15 protein-coding genes and 1 riboswitch are annotated in these 13,803 nt (G+C 61.8%); of the genes, 7 read left to right on the top strand and 8 right to left on the bottom strand.

Features of this window, described 5'->3' with window-relative positions; translation table 11 throughout:
• Positions 1-53: 53 nt before the first annotated feature.
• On the top strand, positions 54-1,733 hold the full coding sequence (locus ACE3PR_RS20535) for a formate--tetrahydrofolate ligase (RefSeq protein WP_374375996.1): 1,680 nt from the start codon (positions 54-56) through the stop codon (positions 1,731-1,733).
• 63 nt (positions 1,734-1,796) lie between these two features.
• Here the strand turns inward: ACE3PR_RS20535 and ACE3PR_RS20530 are convergent, their stop codons facing one another.
• Positions 1,797-2,699: a helix-turn-helix transcriptional regulator gene (locus ACE3PR_RS20530; RefSeq protein WP_374375994.1), complete on the bottom strand. Its 903-nt coding sequence runs from the start codon at positions 2,697-2,699 to the stop codon at positions 1,797-1,799.
• Positions 2,700-2,810: 111 nt separating this feature from the next.
• Between ACE3PR_RS20530 and ACE3PR_RS20525 the strand changes: the two genes are divergently transcribed.
• The gene (locus ACE3PR_RS20525; protein ID WP_374375992.1) at positions 2,811-3,644 is read left to right on the top strand and encodes an N-acyl homoserine lactonase family protein; all 834 of its coding nucleotides are present in this window, start codon (positions 2,811-2,813) and stop codon (positions 3,642-3,644) included.
• A gap of 134 nt (positions 3,645-3,778) precedes the next feature.
• Positions 3,779-4,480 carry a pirin family protein gene (locus tag ACE3PR_RS20520; RefSeq protein WP_374375990.1) on the top strand — a complete coding sequence of 234 codons (702 nt, stop codon included), beginning with the start codon at positions 3,779-3,781 and terminating at the stop codon, positions 4,478-4,480.
• A gap of 6 nt (positions 4,481-4,486) precedes the next feature.
• On the opposite strand, the gene ACE3PR_RS20515 is transcribed toward ACE3PR_RS20520, so the two are convergent.
• The 4 genes from ACE3PR_RS20515 to ACE3PR_RS20500 all read right to left on the bottom strand — a co-directional run bounded on the left by ACE3PR_RS20515 (position 4,487) and on the right by ACE3PR_RS20500 (position 9,022).
• Positions 4,487-5,512 (bottom strand): NAD(P)-dependent oxidoreductase, encoded by a 1,026-nt coding sequence (locus tag ACE3PR_RS20515; RefSeq protein ID WP_374375988.1) that lies wholly within the window; start codon positions 5,510-5,512, stop codon positions 4,487-4,489.
• Between the two features lie 233 nt (positions 5,513-5,745).
• Positions 5,746-6,087: a hypothetical protein gene (locus ACE3PR_RS20510; protein ID WP_374375986.1), complete on the bottom strand. Its 342-nt coding sequence runs from the start codon at positions 6,085-6,087 to the stop codon at positions 5,746-5,748.
• Positions 6,088-6,277: 190 nt separating this feature from the next.
• Positions 6,278-7,858 carry a phosphoglycerate dehydrogenase gene (gene serA, locus ACE3PR_RS20505; RefSeq protein WP_374375984.1) on the bottom strand — a complete coding sequence of 527 codons (1,581 nt, stop codon included), beginning with the start codon at positions 7,856-7,858 and terminating at the stop codon, positions 6,278-6,280.
• A gap of 3 nt (positions 7,859-7,861) precedes the next feature.
• Positions 7,862-9,022, bottom strand: a complete 1,161-nt coding sequence (locus ACE3PR_RS20500; RefSeq protein ID WP_374375982.1) for a phosphoserine transaminase — start codon at positions 9,020-9,022, stop codon at positions 7,862-7,864.
• Between the two features lie 207 nt (positions 9,023-9,229).
• Positions 9,230-9,418: riboswitch (cobalamin riboswitch) on the top strand.
• 35 nt (positions 9,419-9,453) lie between these two features.
• Between ACE3PR_RS20500 and ACE3PR_RS20495 the strand changes: the two genes are divergently transcribed.
• Positions 9,454-9,768, top strand: a complete 315-nt coding sequence (locus tag ACE3PR_RS20495; protein ID WP_374375980.1) for a hypothetical protein — start codon at positions 9,454-9,456, stop codon at positions 9,766-9,768.
• Here the strand turns inward: ACE3PR_RS20495 and ACE3PR_RS20490 are convergent, their stop codons facing one another.
• Both ACE3PR_RS20490 and wrbA read right to left on the bottom strand, forming a co-directional pair.
• A complete protein-coding gene (locus ACE3PR_RS20490) occupies positions 9,769-10,269 on the bottom strand; it encodes a hypothetical protein (protein WP_374375978.1) in 501 nt (166 codons plus the stop codon).
• A 114-nt stretch (positions 10,270-10,383) separates the two neighbouring features.
• Entirely contained in the window at positions 10,384-10,983 is a 600-nt protein-coding gene (gene wrbA, locus ACE3PR_RS20485; RefSeq protein ID WP_374375976.1) for an NAD(P)H:quinone oxidoreductase, read from the bottom strand.
• Between the two features lie 134 nt (positions 10,984-11,117).
• On the opposite strand from wrbA, the gene ACE3PR_RS20480 reads away from it, so the two are divergent.
• Complete coding sequence (locus ACE3PR_RS20480; protein WP_374375974.1) at positions 11,118-12,026, top strand: LysR family transcriptional regulator; 909 nt, start codon at positions 11,118-11,120, stop codon at positions 12,024-12,026.
• On the top strand, positions 12,023-12,724 hold the full coding sequence (locus ACE3PR_RS20475) for a cytochrome b/b6 domain-containing protein (protein ID WP_374375972.1): 702 nt from the start codon (positions 12,023-12,025) through the stop codon (positions 12,722-12,724). Before ACE3PR_RS20480 ends, ACE3PR_RS20475 begins: the two co-directional genes overlap by 4 nt.
• Here the strand turns inward: ACE3PR_RS20475 and ACE3PR_RS20470 are convergent, their stop codons facing one another.
• Positions 12,725-13,174, bottom strand: coding sequence for a cytochrome c (locus ACE3PR_RS20470; protein ID WP_374375970.1), 450 nt, complete (start codon positions 13,172-13,174; stop codon positions 12,725-12,727).
• A 207-nt stretch (positions 13,175-13,381) separates the two neighbouring features.
• On the opposite strand from ACE3PR_RS20470, the gene ACE3PR_RS20465 reads away from it, so the two are divergent.
• A partial coding sequence (locus ACE3PR_RS20465) for an inorganic triphosphatase (RefSeq protein ID WP_374375968.1) occupies positions 13,382-13,803 on the top strand: 422 nt, incomplete at its 3' end.

Raw genomic sequence — 13,803 nt, 5'->3', positions numbered from 1 at the left:
TAACTCGCCGGCCTGGGCCATCGGCAAAGTTTTTGATCCATAGGGGAATTTCCATGTCGAAGAAGGTCGGCAGCGATATTGAAATCGCGCGCGAAGCCAAAATGAAGCCGATCCGCGAGGTCGCGGCGAAGCTTGGCATCAAGGAAGAGCATCTGCTGCCCTTCGGCCATACCAAGGCCAAGATCTCGATGGATTACATCAAATCGCTGAAGGGTCAGAAAGACGGCAAGCTGATCCTCGTGACGGCGATCAACCCGACCCCCGCCGGCGAAGGCAAGACCACGACGACAGTGGGCCTCGGCGACGGCCTCAACCGCATCGGCAAGAAGGCCATCATCTGCCTGCGCGAGCCCTCGCTCGGGCCTTGCTTCGGCGTGAAGGGTGGCGCGGCGGGCGGTGGTTATGCCCAGGTCGTGCCGATGGAAGACATCAACCTTCATTTCACCGGCGACTTCCACGCGATCGGCGCCGCGCACAACCTGCTCTCGGCCCTCATCGACAACCATATCTATTGGGGCAATGAGCTGGGCTTCGACACCCGCCGCGTTACCTGGCGCCGGGTCATGGATATGAATGACCGCGCGCTCCGCCAGATCACCAATTCGCTGGGCGGCGTCTCCAACGGCTTCCCGCGCGAGGACGGCTTCGACATCACCGTGGCGTCGGAAGTCATGGCGATCTTCTGCCTGTCGACCGATCTTGCCGATCTCACCAAGCGCCTTGGCAACATCATCGTCGGCTATACCCGCGACAAGAAGCCGATCTATGCCCGCGACCTCAAGGCCGACGGCGCCATGACGGTGCTGCTGAAGGACGCGATCGCGCCCAATCTGGTGCAGACGCTGGAGAACAACCCGGCCTTCATCCATGGCGGCCCCTTCGCCAATATCGCCCATGGCTGCAATTCGGTGATTGCCACCACCACTGCGCTGAAGCTCGCCGATTTCGTGGTGACCGAAGCCGGCTTCGGTGCCGATCTCGGCGCCGAGAAGTTCTTCGACATCAAATGCCGCAAGGCGGGTCTGAAACCGGCGGCGGCGGTCATCGTCGCCACCATCCGCGCCTTGAAGATGCATGGCGGTGTCGCCAAGGAAGACCTCGGCAAGGAGAACGTGGCCGCGGTGAAGAAGGGCGGCGAGAACCTCGCCCGCCATATCGAGAACGTGAAGAAGTTCGGCGTGCCCGCCGTGGTCGCCATCAACCGCTTCTCGGCCGACACCGATGCCGAGCTCGACGCCGTGCGTCAACTTTGCGCGGAACTGGGTTCGGAAGCGATCGAGTGCAACCACTGGGCGCTCGGTTCGGAAGGCACGGAAGCACTCGCCAATGCGGTGGTGAAGCTCACCGAGACCCCCAGCAATTTCAAGCCGCTCTATCCGGACGAAATGCCGCTCTGGGACAAGACCCGCACCATCGCCCAATCGCTCTACGGCGCCCAGGGCATCATCGCCGACAAGGCGGTGCGCGACCGTTTCGCCGAGTTCGAAAAGGCGGGCTTCGGTCACTACCCGGTCTGCATGGCGAAGACCCAGTACAGTTTCTCGACCGATCCCAACCTCAAAGGGGCACCGTCGAACCATGTCGTGCCGATCCGCGAGATCCGCCTCTCGGCCGGCGCCGAGTTCATCGTCGTCGTCTGCGGCGAGATCATGACCATGCCGGGCCTGCCGCGCGTGCCATCCGCGAACCACATCCGCCTCAACGACAAGCTGGAAGTGGAAGGCTTGTTCTAAGCTTCCATCCTGCACTTACAGGAAAAGGCCGGTGCAGCGATGCGCCGGCCTTTTTTCTTGTGATTATCGCGCGAGGTGTTCGCTCGGGACCGCGCCGTAAATACTGCGGTAGCGGCGGATGAAATGCGAGCGCGAGGCATAGCCGGCAGCTTCGGCAGCGGTGCTGACATTGGCTTCGCCGCGTTCGAGCATGCCGCGGGCGATCTGCATGCGCGCTGTTGCAAGAACCTCGCGCAAGGCCGTGCCGTCCTGCGTGAGATGGCGGCGCAAGGTGGAAGCACCCATGCCGAGCTTGGCGGCGATGGCTTCGGCGGTCCATGTCCGTGTCGTCTCCGCCACCACCATCCGGGCGATCCGTTCCCGCAGCGAGAGATCGAAGAGGCAGCGCGCCGCCGGATCGTTGCGCAGCAACATCAGGACCTCGGCAAGACGATGCTCCGCGAGAATTTCGGCATGATCCGAACTCGCCAAAGTGTGCGCGGCGTGGGAGAGCGCATCGACCAGTTCGGCGGTCAGCGTCACGTCATGCCTGGTTTCCCTGGCGGCCGGCTGCGGCAATTCCGGCAGGGCGGCCAGAGCCGGCGGCAGGTGGTGCACTTCGACAATCAGCGCCTCGTAGCGTCCGCGGCGGTCATCCGGAATATTGACGACATCGAGTTTCGTTCCGGCGGGCAGGACGAAGACCTGGCCTGCGGAGAAGCGCCGGCCCGAATTACCGACCCAGAATTCCTTGGTGCCGTTGAGCACGATGCCGATAACAGCCTGCAATGTCTCGAAGGCGGCGATGCGTTCAGTGGTGAAACAACAATAGGAAAAGAGCTGGGTGCCGCGAAACTGCATGCCGCAGGGTTTCTGGGCGCGGCCGGGCGTCTCGACCAGCGGGCGCAGCCGCTCCAGCAGCAGTTTTCGCAGGGCTTCCTGTGGGGTCGGAATATCCATGACCGCGAGGTTAGCGGCGGCGGGCATTCGGCGCAACGCAGGCGTGAGCGTTTCGGGCGCGCTTGGTAGCGCTTCCGGCGCATAGCGTCCCACGGGACGGCGCATGATGCGGCCACATCACCTGACGGGAGAACCATCATGAAAATTGTGACATTTGCCATCGCCCTCGCGAGCGTCCTGACTGTCGCCCAGGCCGCCAATGCGGCGGAGGTCAAATTGTGGCGTCTGGATTGCGGCAGCATCCAGGTCAAGGACCTCAACGCCTTTTCCGATACCTACGATTATACGGGCACGACGCGGGTGCTGACCGATAGCTGCTACCTGATCAAGCACGATGACGCATATCTGATCTGGGATACGGGGCTGCCTGCCGGCATGCTCAATGCACCCTTTGACGACAACGCGCCGATGTCGCCTAGCTTGAAGGAGACCTTGCCCGCGCAATTGGAGAAGCTCGGCGTGAAGCCTGACGATATCGGGACCGTCGGCATCAGCCATTATCACTTCGATCATATGGGCCAGGCTGCGGATTTCCCGAAGGCGAAGCTGTTGATGGGGCAAGGCGATCTCGCGGCCATGAAGCAGGATCCGCTGCCTTTTGCCGTCATGCCGGACCTGCTGGCGCCCTGGCTGAAGAACGGCGCGCCGGTCGAGGAAGTCATGGGCGACAAGGACGTCTTTGGCGACGGATCGGTCATGATGCTGACGATGCCGGGGCACACGCCGGGAAGCTATGCCCTGCTTGTCCGGCTGGAGAAGACCGGCCCGGTCCTCTTGAGCGGCGACATCGTCCATTTCGAGGAGCAGTTCGAACATAACGGCGTGCCGCCGTTTAATCACGACCGGGCGCAATCGCTGGCCTCGATGGACCGGCTGCAACATATGGCGCGGAGCCTGAAGGCGATCTTGGTCGTTCAGCACGATGCAAATCATATCAATAAGTTGCCGGCATTTCCGGAACCGGCTGAGTAACTGGTTGCGGCGAGGTCGACGTTATAAAGCGCTATACTGTTGCCTAACTGTGGACAGTGTTGTGTGAAGTGGTGCGATTGTTTCCGGTGTTAAACGGCGCCATCTTCCCTCCATCAGTTATTGAGGAGGCAAACATGAGCTTTATCCGTCGACCTTCGACCGAGCGCGGTGGCGAGAATATGGGCTGGCTGGACAGCAAGCACAGCTTCTCGTTCGGGCATTATTACGATCCCGGCCATATGGGCTATCGCGCGCTACGCGTGATCAACGAAGACCGCGTGCGGCCGGGCAAGGGCTTTGGCCGGCATGGCCATCGCGACATGGAGATCATCTCCTATGTCGTGAGTGGCGCGCTGGCCCACGCCGATACCTTGGGCAGCAAGGGCGTGCTGAAGCGCGGCGACGTGCAGGCAATGTCCGCGGGCACCGGCGTCGAGCATAGCGAGTTCAACGGCTCGGATGCCGAGGACGTTCATTTCCTGCAGATCTGGATTTTGCCGGAAGCCGGTAATCTGCCCAGCGCCTATGCGCAGATCAACGTGCCGGATGAGGAGAAGCGAGATCGGCTGCGTCTCCTAGTTTCGCCGGACGGTGCGGAAGGATCGCTGCGGATCAACCAGGACGCCCGGCTCTATGCCAGCATCCTGGAGGCCGGAGCGCGTGTCGAGCATCAACTGGCCGCCGGGCGCGGTGCCTGGGTGCAGGTCGTCGCCGGCACGCTGGCTGTGAATGGCAAGGTTCTCGAGGCTGGCGACGGCGCGGCGATCGAAGACGTCGATACCGTCACGGTGACGGCGAGCGATACCGCCGAGTTCCTGCTGTTCGATCTCGCCTGAGACGCGTCAGCCGACGCGGCGCCGGTCCATGGCAACGCCAAAGGGCAGGGCGCCGCGCCGGCGATTCTCCGGCACGAAACCGCGATAGGGCAAGGGCGTCTCGGCCAGCGCAGCGATGCGCTGTTCGGGCGTGCCGCCATCGGTCTGGCAGATCTCGTCGACGCAATCGGCCAGCGCCTTGCGCCAGTCCGGCTGAATAAGCCCGAACATCGTCGTTGCCGTCGAACAATCAAGCTCGGTCCGGCGCGCGGGCGCACCGGTGACCCCGAAGCGGCTGGGCGTGATCGGCACGAGGTCGGGTGCGACCTGGAACGATGCCGCGCGGCCGATCGCCACTTCTGCAAATTCATAAAGTGTTGCCGCCGGCGCGCCGGAAAAATGCAGCGTATGACCACCGAACTCGGCGGGCGGGGTTTCCAACATCCGCAACGCGATCTGGCGCAAGGCGGCGCAGAGTTCGCGCACCGGCGTCGGCCCGCTGACATGATCGTGGGGCACATGCACGCGGCCGCCGCGGCGTCCCAAAGAGATCATGGTGCGGAGCATGTTGTGGCCGTTGGCGCTGAACAGCCAGCCGGTCCGCAGGATGACATGGCGGCGGCAATGGGCCCGGATTTCCGCTTCGCCCGCGGCCTGGCTTTGACCCAGGACGCTGATCGCATCGGCGGCATCGGTTTCCCGATAGGCCTCCAGCCGGTCGCCGGCAAAGACCTGATCCGAGGAGAGGTGCAGCAGCGGGATGTCGCGATGACCGGCGACCTCGGCGAGATCGCCCACCGCCCAGTGATTGCGCGCCTGTGTGACGGTGCGGCCATGTTCGATGCGATCGGTCGAGGCGGATCCGACCACGCTGATGATCAGCGATGGCGCCAGCGCGTCGATATTCCGGCGCAAGCGGTCGATGTCGAGTAGACCGAACTCGGCGCCGTCCACCATGCGAGCTTCGAGGCCAGCCGGCCAAAGCATCGTCCCAAGATCGTGGGCGAGGGCGGCATTGCGGCCGATGATCAGGATCTTATGAGGCGCGGACATCGGGTCACTCCGAACATGCATCCGGCCAAGCTTGGCCGAGTCACAAGATAACAAACGGAGAGTAGCACCAAGTTCGCCGTTAACCTAGACGTGCACAGAAATATTACAGTTAAAACAATAAGATAAAGGAAAAACTTTAGGCAAATACCGGGTGTGTCGGCCGCGTTGAGGGCAAAGAAAAACCGCCGGTGGCATCAGCCGACCGGCGGTTGATCTGGTCCCGGATCGAAAAATCAGGGATTCGGCGCGCGGGCGCCGATGCAGGCGGCCTGGTAATCGGCCGTGCGCAATTCGACATGGCGGTAGTAATCGAAAGCCGGGGCGCTGCCGCTGGCTTCGGCGATATCGACATAGTCGCCGCCGAGGAGATTGGCGACATCGCCGTTCACGGCGACGCTCTGATTGTTCTTGTAGATCTCGCCGATGATCACCGTTTCTTCGCCCTGCAGCGTCGCGATATTCGCATCGCCCGAGCCACACTCGCCGGAGACCTGGCGGTTGAGATCGTATTGCGGCGTGACCGAGCAGGCGGCCAGCGCCAGAGCGCCCAGAACGGGCAACAGGATCTTCTTCATGCGAGTCTACCCCTTTTAAGTGATGCCAAGTGCCGGATAACAACTGCCGCCACGTGGCTGCAGCCCCCGATTCCGGCCGGAAGGTTCATGAAGGATCAAATCATAATAATAGGTTAACCGCAAGATGGGGTGTTGAGGGACCGGGCGTTGCATCAAAATATCATCCACCGCCCGGACGGCCTCGATTTCCTCAGAAAACCAGGGCTTTGGCCTGTTGAACCTGGGGCAGGTCCTGAACGGCCTTCAGGATCTGGGGTGGCATGGGGCCGTCAATCTCGACCAGGGCGATGGCATCGCCGCCCTGGGCGGACCGGCCGAGGGCGAAGGTCGCGATGTTGATGCCGTTATCGCCCAGGAGCGTGCCGAGCTTGCCGATGAAGCCCGGCTTGTCGTCATTGGTGACGTAAAGCATGTGCGGTCCCAACTCGGCATCGATCTTGATGCCCTTGATGTCGACCACGCGCGGCCGCTGATCGGCGAACAGAGTACCGGCGATCGAGCGCGACCAGCGCTCGGATTCGACTGTGAGCCGGATGAGCGTGTGATAATCGCCCTCACGCTCGTGCTTCACTTCGGTGAGATCGATATTGCGCTCCTTGGCGACCAAAGGCGCATTCACCATGTTGACGCTCTCGGCCAGCAGTGGCTTCAGCAATCCCTGCAGGATGAGCGCGGTCAGCGGCCGCGTGTTGAGGCCGGCAACATGGCCTTCATATTCGACCGTCACTTTGCGCAGGCCGGTTTCTGTGGCCTGTCCCGCAAAGGCGCCCAATTGATCGGCCAACTTCATATAGGGCCGCAGCTTGGGCGCTTCCTCGACCGTGACCGAGGCCATGTTGAGGGCGTTGGTGACGGCTCCGTGCAGCAGGAAGTCCGACATCTGCTCGGCCACCTGGATGGCGACGTTCAATTGCGCCTCGGTCGACGAGGCGCCGAGATGCGGCGTGCAGACGACATGGGGATGGCCGAACAGGATATTCTCCGTAGCTGGCTCGACCGGGAAAACGTCGAGGGCCGCGCCGGCGACCTTGCCGGAATCGAGCGCCGCTTTCAGGTCGTCTTCGACGATGAGACCGCCACGGGCGCAATTGATGATGCGCACACCGTCCTTGCATTTCGCCAGCGCCTTGGCATCGATCAGGTTGCGGGTCTGATCGGTCAAGGGCGTGTGCAGCGAGATGAAATCCGCCCGGTGCAGCAGGATATCGAGTTCCACCTTCTCGACGCCGAGATCGAGGGCGCGTTCGGGTGAGAGGAAGGGGTCATAGGCGATCACCTTCATCTTCAGTCCCTGCGCGCGGTCGGCGACGATCGAGCCGATATTGCCGCAGCCGACCAGACCCAGCGTCTTGGCGTAGAGTTCGACACCGACGAAGCGGGATTTCTCCCATTTGCCCTGATGGGTCGTGGCGTTGGCTTCGGGAATGTGCCGGGCCAGGGCCATCATCATGGCGACGGTATGTTCGGCGGTCGTGATGTTGTTGCCGAAAGGCGTGTTCATCACGCAGATACCGCGGGCGGTCGCCGCCTTGACGTCGATATTGTCGACGCCGATGCCGGCACGGCCGACCACCTTGAGCCTGGTCGCGGCGGCGATGACGTCGGCGGTTACCTTGCTCGCCGAGCGCAGGGCGAGGCCGTCATATTCGCCGATGATGGCGGCGAGTTCCTTCGGCTTCAGGCCGACCTTCTCATCCACCTCGATGCCGCGATCCTTGAAGATCTTGACTGCGGCGGGCGACAATTCATCTGAAATAAGTACTTTTGGCATGACTCAGTTCCCGTTCGCAGCGTGTTTCACTGTGGCATAGGCCCAATCGAGCCAGGGCAGGAGAGCCGCCACATCGGCTTTCTCGATGGTGGCGCCGCACCAGATGCGCAGGCCCGGCGGTGCATCGCGATAGGCGCCGATATCGAGTGCCGCCTGCTCCTTCTCGAGCAATGCTGCGATGTCCTTGGCGATCTTCTCTCGCGCGTCCTTGTCCTTCGCCGTGAACCAGGGATCGACGATGGTCAGGCAGACCGATGTGCAGGAACGCGTCGCCGGATCTTCGGCGAGGAATCCCGCCCAATGCGAATTGGCGACCCAATCGGTCACAAGTTGCAAATTGGATTCGCTGCGGGCAATGAGGCCGGCAAGGCCGCCGGTGGATTCCGCCCAGGCCAGGGCATCCAACTGATCCTCGACGCAGAGCATCGAAGGGGTGTTGATGGTCTCGCCCTTGAAGATACCCTCGATCAGCTTTCCGCCCTTGGCCATGCGGAAGATCTTCGGAATCGGCCAGGTTGGTTGATGACTCACCAGACGCTCAACCGCGCGCGGCGAGAGTGCGATCATGCCGTGACCGCCTTCGCCGCCCAGCACCTTTTGCCAGGACCAAGTCACGACATCGAGTTTCCGCCACGGGAGATCCATTGCAAAGACCGCCGAGGTGGCGTCGCAGATGGTGAGCCCGGTGCGGTCGTCGGCGATCCAATCGGCATTTGGCACACGCACGCCGGAGGTGGTGCCGTTCCAGGTGAAGATGATGTCGTCGTTCTTGTCGATGCGGCCAAGATCGGGGAGGCGGCCGTAATCGGCGCGCCGGATCTTGGTCGGCAGATGGAGTTCGTTGACGATGTCGCTTGCCCAGCCTTCACTAAAGCTTTCGAAGGCGAGCACGGTGATGGGATTGGTTCCCAGGAGCGACCACAGGGCCATCTCGACGGCACCGGTATCGGAGGCCGGTACGATGCCGAGCCGGTAATCCGCCGGAATGCCGAGCAGCTTTTTCGAGCGGTCGATCAGCGCCGCAAGCTTGTCCTTGCCGGGCTTCGAACGATGCGAGCGGCCTAGCACGGAAATATCGAGATTGGCGGGGGTCCAGCCGGGGCGCTTGGCGCAGGGACCAGACGAAAAATGCGGCCGCGACGGCCGCAGGAGCGGTCTATTCATGGCGTTCCTTCCAGAACGAAGCGCTCCGTTGGGGGAGCGTGGCCCGCAGCCCGTATGCCGCAGGCCGCCCCCGGATGTCAAGCGGGGAACAGAAACAGTCGCTTCCAGGGGGATTTTGCCGCAGGTCCGGGCCGGTGGGATGGCGCGGCGTTTCGGACTTTGCCTTTCGCAAGGTGCTGGCGTAGTTTCCGCGGCGATGGTTCTCGGATTCGGGGCGGCAGTGGTCGTTTCCGGCCGGGATTAATAGGGAACGCGGTGCGATACCGCGGCTGCCCCCGCAACTGTAAGCGGCGAGCGATCCATCACCGACGCCACTGGGATCCGACGATCCCGGGAAGGCCGGTGGAGCGCCCCGACCCGCGAGCCAGGAGACCTGCCATCATCCGATAAACCCAAATGACCGGGCGGTGGGCCTGGCGGAGGTTAGCGTGATGATCGCCTCTCAGACTGATTTCGTATCTCCCGATTTTGCATCCCGTCATGCCGAGCAATATTGCGCGTCGCTGCGCCTGCTCGATTCCATTGCCAACGAAAGCGTGCAGATGAAAGTGCTGGCCTGGGTAATGGGCCTGCCGGCGGGGATCGACCCAGCCGATGCCGCACGCATGGTGATGCGCGAGCAGGTGGCAACGTCCGCACCGAAAATCTCGGCACCGCTGATGAAGCTTATTGAAACCGTCGCTCAATATCCGGCCGAGCGCCTCGCGCAACTGGTGCGCGGTCGGGGGCGCTCCATCGTCAATTAGCTAGGCGCCAGCCTTGGCCACGTGGGGTTCGAACCAGCCCTCAGGTCGTTTGAGATCCGCGGCAGCGAACGTCATGAGGCTGGCGTCATTCGTTGCCCATGGCGACTTCGGGACTGGGCGAGCGCCAAATCGTTCGAAGAATCGCCTGCTGCGGCCGTCAGCCTTGAAGCTGATTTGTTCGACTTCGGACATGCTCATCATTGCCGACATCAGGGGAAACATTGCTGAGCCAAGCCGATGGTCACGTAAATCGGGCGGCACATAGATTGCCTGGAGCGTTGGTTCCTCGTCCAAGCCAATGATGAAGAACGAGCACGGCTCGCCGTCGAAGCGGCCAAGCGCCATAAGGCTGCGCGTATTGGTCTCAAGTGCCGAGAGCGCATTGTCGAGGACCACGGCATCATCGGGGAAAAATTCGCGAAGAGCCGTGACGAGTCCGGCCAGTTCGTCGAATTGTTCCTGGCTTGTAATCGGCGAAACCGAAAATTCCGGCGTGCTCATTCAACACCTCTTAATAGAGTGGCGTTGACTGAATTACACGAAATGAGAGAATAATAAAACAAAAAAATGGCACCGGTTGTAGGCGCCATTTTCTATTCGAGTGGTCCGATCCGTTTAAGCCAGCTTCGCCGCGATCTTCGCGACATGCTCGCCCTGGAAGCGGGCCATGCCGAGTTCCTGTTCGCTGGGCTGGCGGCTGCCGTCGCCACCGGCGATGGTGCTGGCGCCATAGGGCGAGCCGCCCTTGATCTCGTCGAGGCCCATCTGCGCGGCGCAGGAATAGGGCAGGCCGACGATCACCATGCCGTGGTGCAGGAGAGTGGTGTGGAAGGAAAGGATGGTCGATTCCTGGCCGCCATGCTGGGTGGCCGACGAGGTGAAGACGCTGCCCACCTTGCCGATCAGCTTGCCGTTGAACCACAGGCCGCCGGTCTGATCGAGGAAGTTGCGCATCTGCGAGGCGGCGACGCCGAAGCGGGTGGGGGCGCCGAAGATGATCGCGTCGTAATCGGCGAGTTCATCGATTGTGGCGACCGGGGCCTTCTGGTCGAGCTTGAAATGGTTCTGCTTGGCGACATCATCCGGCACCAGTTCCGGAACGCGCTTCACCACGACATCGGTGCCGGCGACCTTCCTGGCACCTTCGGCAACGGCATAGGCCATCGTCTCGATATGGCCGTAGGTGGAGTAGTAGAGAACGAGCACTTTCGACATGGCAGCCTCTTTGCAGATGAGTTGTGCGGGAATCTCGCATTGGGTGGCCGTAATTTGGGCTCTCTGGCGCCTGGATACAATCGGCCCGCCTGTGATAAGATCGTTCACTAAATGATGACAATTGAGTGTCGCCGATGGATCAGTTGACGGCCATGCGCACCTTCCGTCGCGTGGTGGAATTAGGGAGCTTTACCGCCGCGGCGCGCAGCCTTGGCCTCAGCAAAGCCGCCGTTTCCAAGCAGATCGGCGAGCTTGAGGGGCATCTGGGTGCCACCCTGATCCACCGCACGACCAGGCGTCTCTCGACCACCGAAGTGGGCAATGCCTATTTCGAAAGCTGTATCCGGCTCCTGGATGAGTTCGAGGCGGCCGAGGCGGAGGTGCGTAATCTGCAGGCGGAGCCCACCGGTTCGCTGCGGCTCAGTGTGCCCAATGCTTTTGGCGTCACGCAGATGGCGGCGACGATCAATGAATTGTCCCAGCGCTACCCGAAGCTGCGGTTGATCATCGAGGCCAGCGACCGCTTCGTCGATCTCATTGAGGAGGGATTTGACGCGGCCATTCGCATCCGTACGGATCTGCCGGATTCCAGCCTGATCGCGCGGCGCCTGTGCACGATTCCGCGCTATGTCTGTGCCAGTCCGAAATACCTCCGGAAGTTCGGCGAGCCGCAGCGGCCGGAGGATCTCAAAGCGCATAACTGCCTGATCTATACCCAGTCGCCGACCCCGTTCGATTGGGCTTTCCGCACAGGCCAGGGCCGCAAGACGGTGCGCGTCGCGGGGACGATGCAGAGCAATCACGGTTTGTTGCTGATGGATCCTCTGCTGGCCGGACGCGGCATTGCGCTGCTGCCTCTATTCACGATCGAAGCCGCGCTGAAATCCGGCAAGGTCAAAAGGCTGTTGACGGAGTTTCCGACCGACGATGTATCCTTGCACGTCGTTTATCCGCAGAATCGGCATCTGTCGCCAAAAGTACGGGTGCTGGTGGATCTGATGGCCGAGCATTTCGCGCAAAGCAAGCCCTGGGGTGAAGGATGACGGAGCCGCATTCGACCGATACCGAGCTCACGCCGGTACCGGTCTGGGATATCTGGGTGCGGCTGTTCCATTGGGGGCTGGTGCTGGCGATCAGCGCCAGCTTCGTCACCGACAAGATCGGCGATCTCGATTCTCATTACCTCGCGGGCCTGGCCGTTCTGGGTCTGGTGATTTTCCGCATCCTGTGGGGATTGGTCGGCAGCCCGACCGCGCGCTTCACCCATTTCCTGCGCGGCCCGCAGGCCATCATCGTCTATCTGCGCCATGCGCTGGTGCGGCGGCCGTCTTTCAGCTTCGGCCACAATCCGGCCGGGGCCTTGATGGTGGCGGCGTTGCTTTTGTTGCTATTGGCCCAGGCGGTGAGCGGTCTGTTCAACACCGACGATATTCTGTTTGAAGGCCCGCTTTACGACAACGCCAGCGGCGCCGTCGCCAGTTTCATGGGGCGCTGGCACGGGCGTCTTGGTGACGCCATTCTCATTTTCGTGCTCGTGCATGTCGCGGTCGTGCTGCTTTATCGATTCATCAAGGGCGAGAATTTGATCCGCGCGATGATCGTGGGCACAGCGAAACTGCCCAGGCCCGTGGCGCAAGCGGTCGCGAAAAACGGCGAGGGAAAATTCGCCTCGCCGTTTCGCGGTATCGTCTGTGCCTTGATCGCCGCGGCGGTACCGCTGGCGATCCACTGGCTGAACTGATTACTTTTTGATGCGATAGGCCTTGTGGCAGGTGCCGCAGGCGCCGCCCACTTTCTCGAATTGCGCGCCGATCGTCGCCATGTCGCCGCCCTCCGCGGCGGAGGCCAGCATCGTCGCTTCATCGCCCAGCGATTTTGCCTTGGCCTGGAAATCAGACCAATTCGTCCAGATGTCGGGGCTGGCTTCGTCGTCGGGGGTGTCTGAACCTTCCGGGAAGAGACTGGGAATCGTGGCGGCGATCTCGGCGATCTTCTGCGCCGGTGCCACGATGTCGGCAGCGGGTCCGCCGGCGCCGATCAGTTCCTTGATCGTCTTGATGCTGGCGCCCATGGTTTTCATGCCTTTTTCGCGCGCGTCGAGCACGGCCGTATCGGCAAAAACCACATTTGCCGTCACGCCGAGCGCCAAGACGATCGCGCCAGCCGCAATGGTGAACTTCAACTGCTTCATTTTTGGGTTCCCTTTCAAGGACCTAGTCAATGCTGGAGTCAATGCCGGGCGGCAGTATGCCGAGAGTGGTATTTTACCGCACCCCCACTGTCGTGACTTCACGGATTTGTGAGAAACCCCATTATACTGATAGTGAAATGTCATCAAACCGTCATTTCTTCTGCAGGTAGGTGCTCACTAGGATCGCGCGCTGGACGGTTGGGGATCATGAAACAGGAAATCGAGCTGAAGCTGACGCTGCCGGATGGGGCGGCCAAGGTGCGGCCGGCCAAACTGCGCGGTGTGTTGGGCGCCAAACCGGCGTCGCATGCGCAATTGCTGGAAACGACCTATTTCGATTCAGCCGATGGATGGCTGCGCCGGCAAGGCATGGCCTTGCGCGTGCGGCATATCGGCAAAGCACGCATCCAGACCTTGAAGGTTCCGTTCCAAGGCCCCGGAGGTTTGCAATCCTATACTGAATTCGAGCAAGAGATCGTCGGCGACCGGCCGGTCCTCAGCGCGATCAGCGACGCCAAGCTGCGGCGGCGTTTCCAGCGCAACGGCCTGATGGCGCGATTGCGGCCGCTTTTCACCACGCGCTTTGAACGTACCACCTTGGACGTGCAGCACAATGGCAGCGAGATCGA

The sequence above is a fragment of the Dongia sp. genome (genome assembly GCF_041909655.1).
Lineage (GTDB): Bacteria > Pseudomonadota > Alphaproteobacteria > Dongiales > Dongiaceae > Dongia.
The sequence above is the reverse complement of the archived record's forward strand: the minus strand, read 5'-3'. Positions and strand labels throughout refer to the sequence as shown.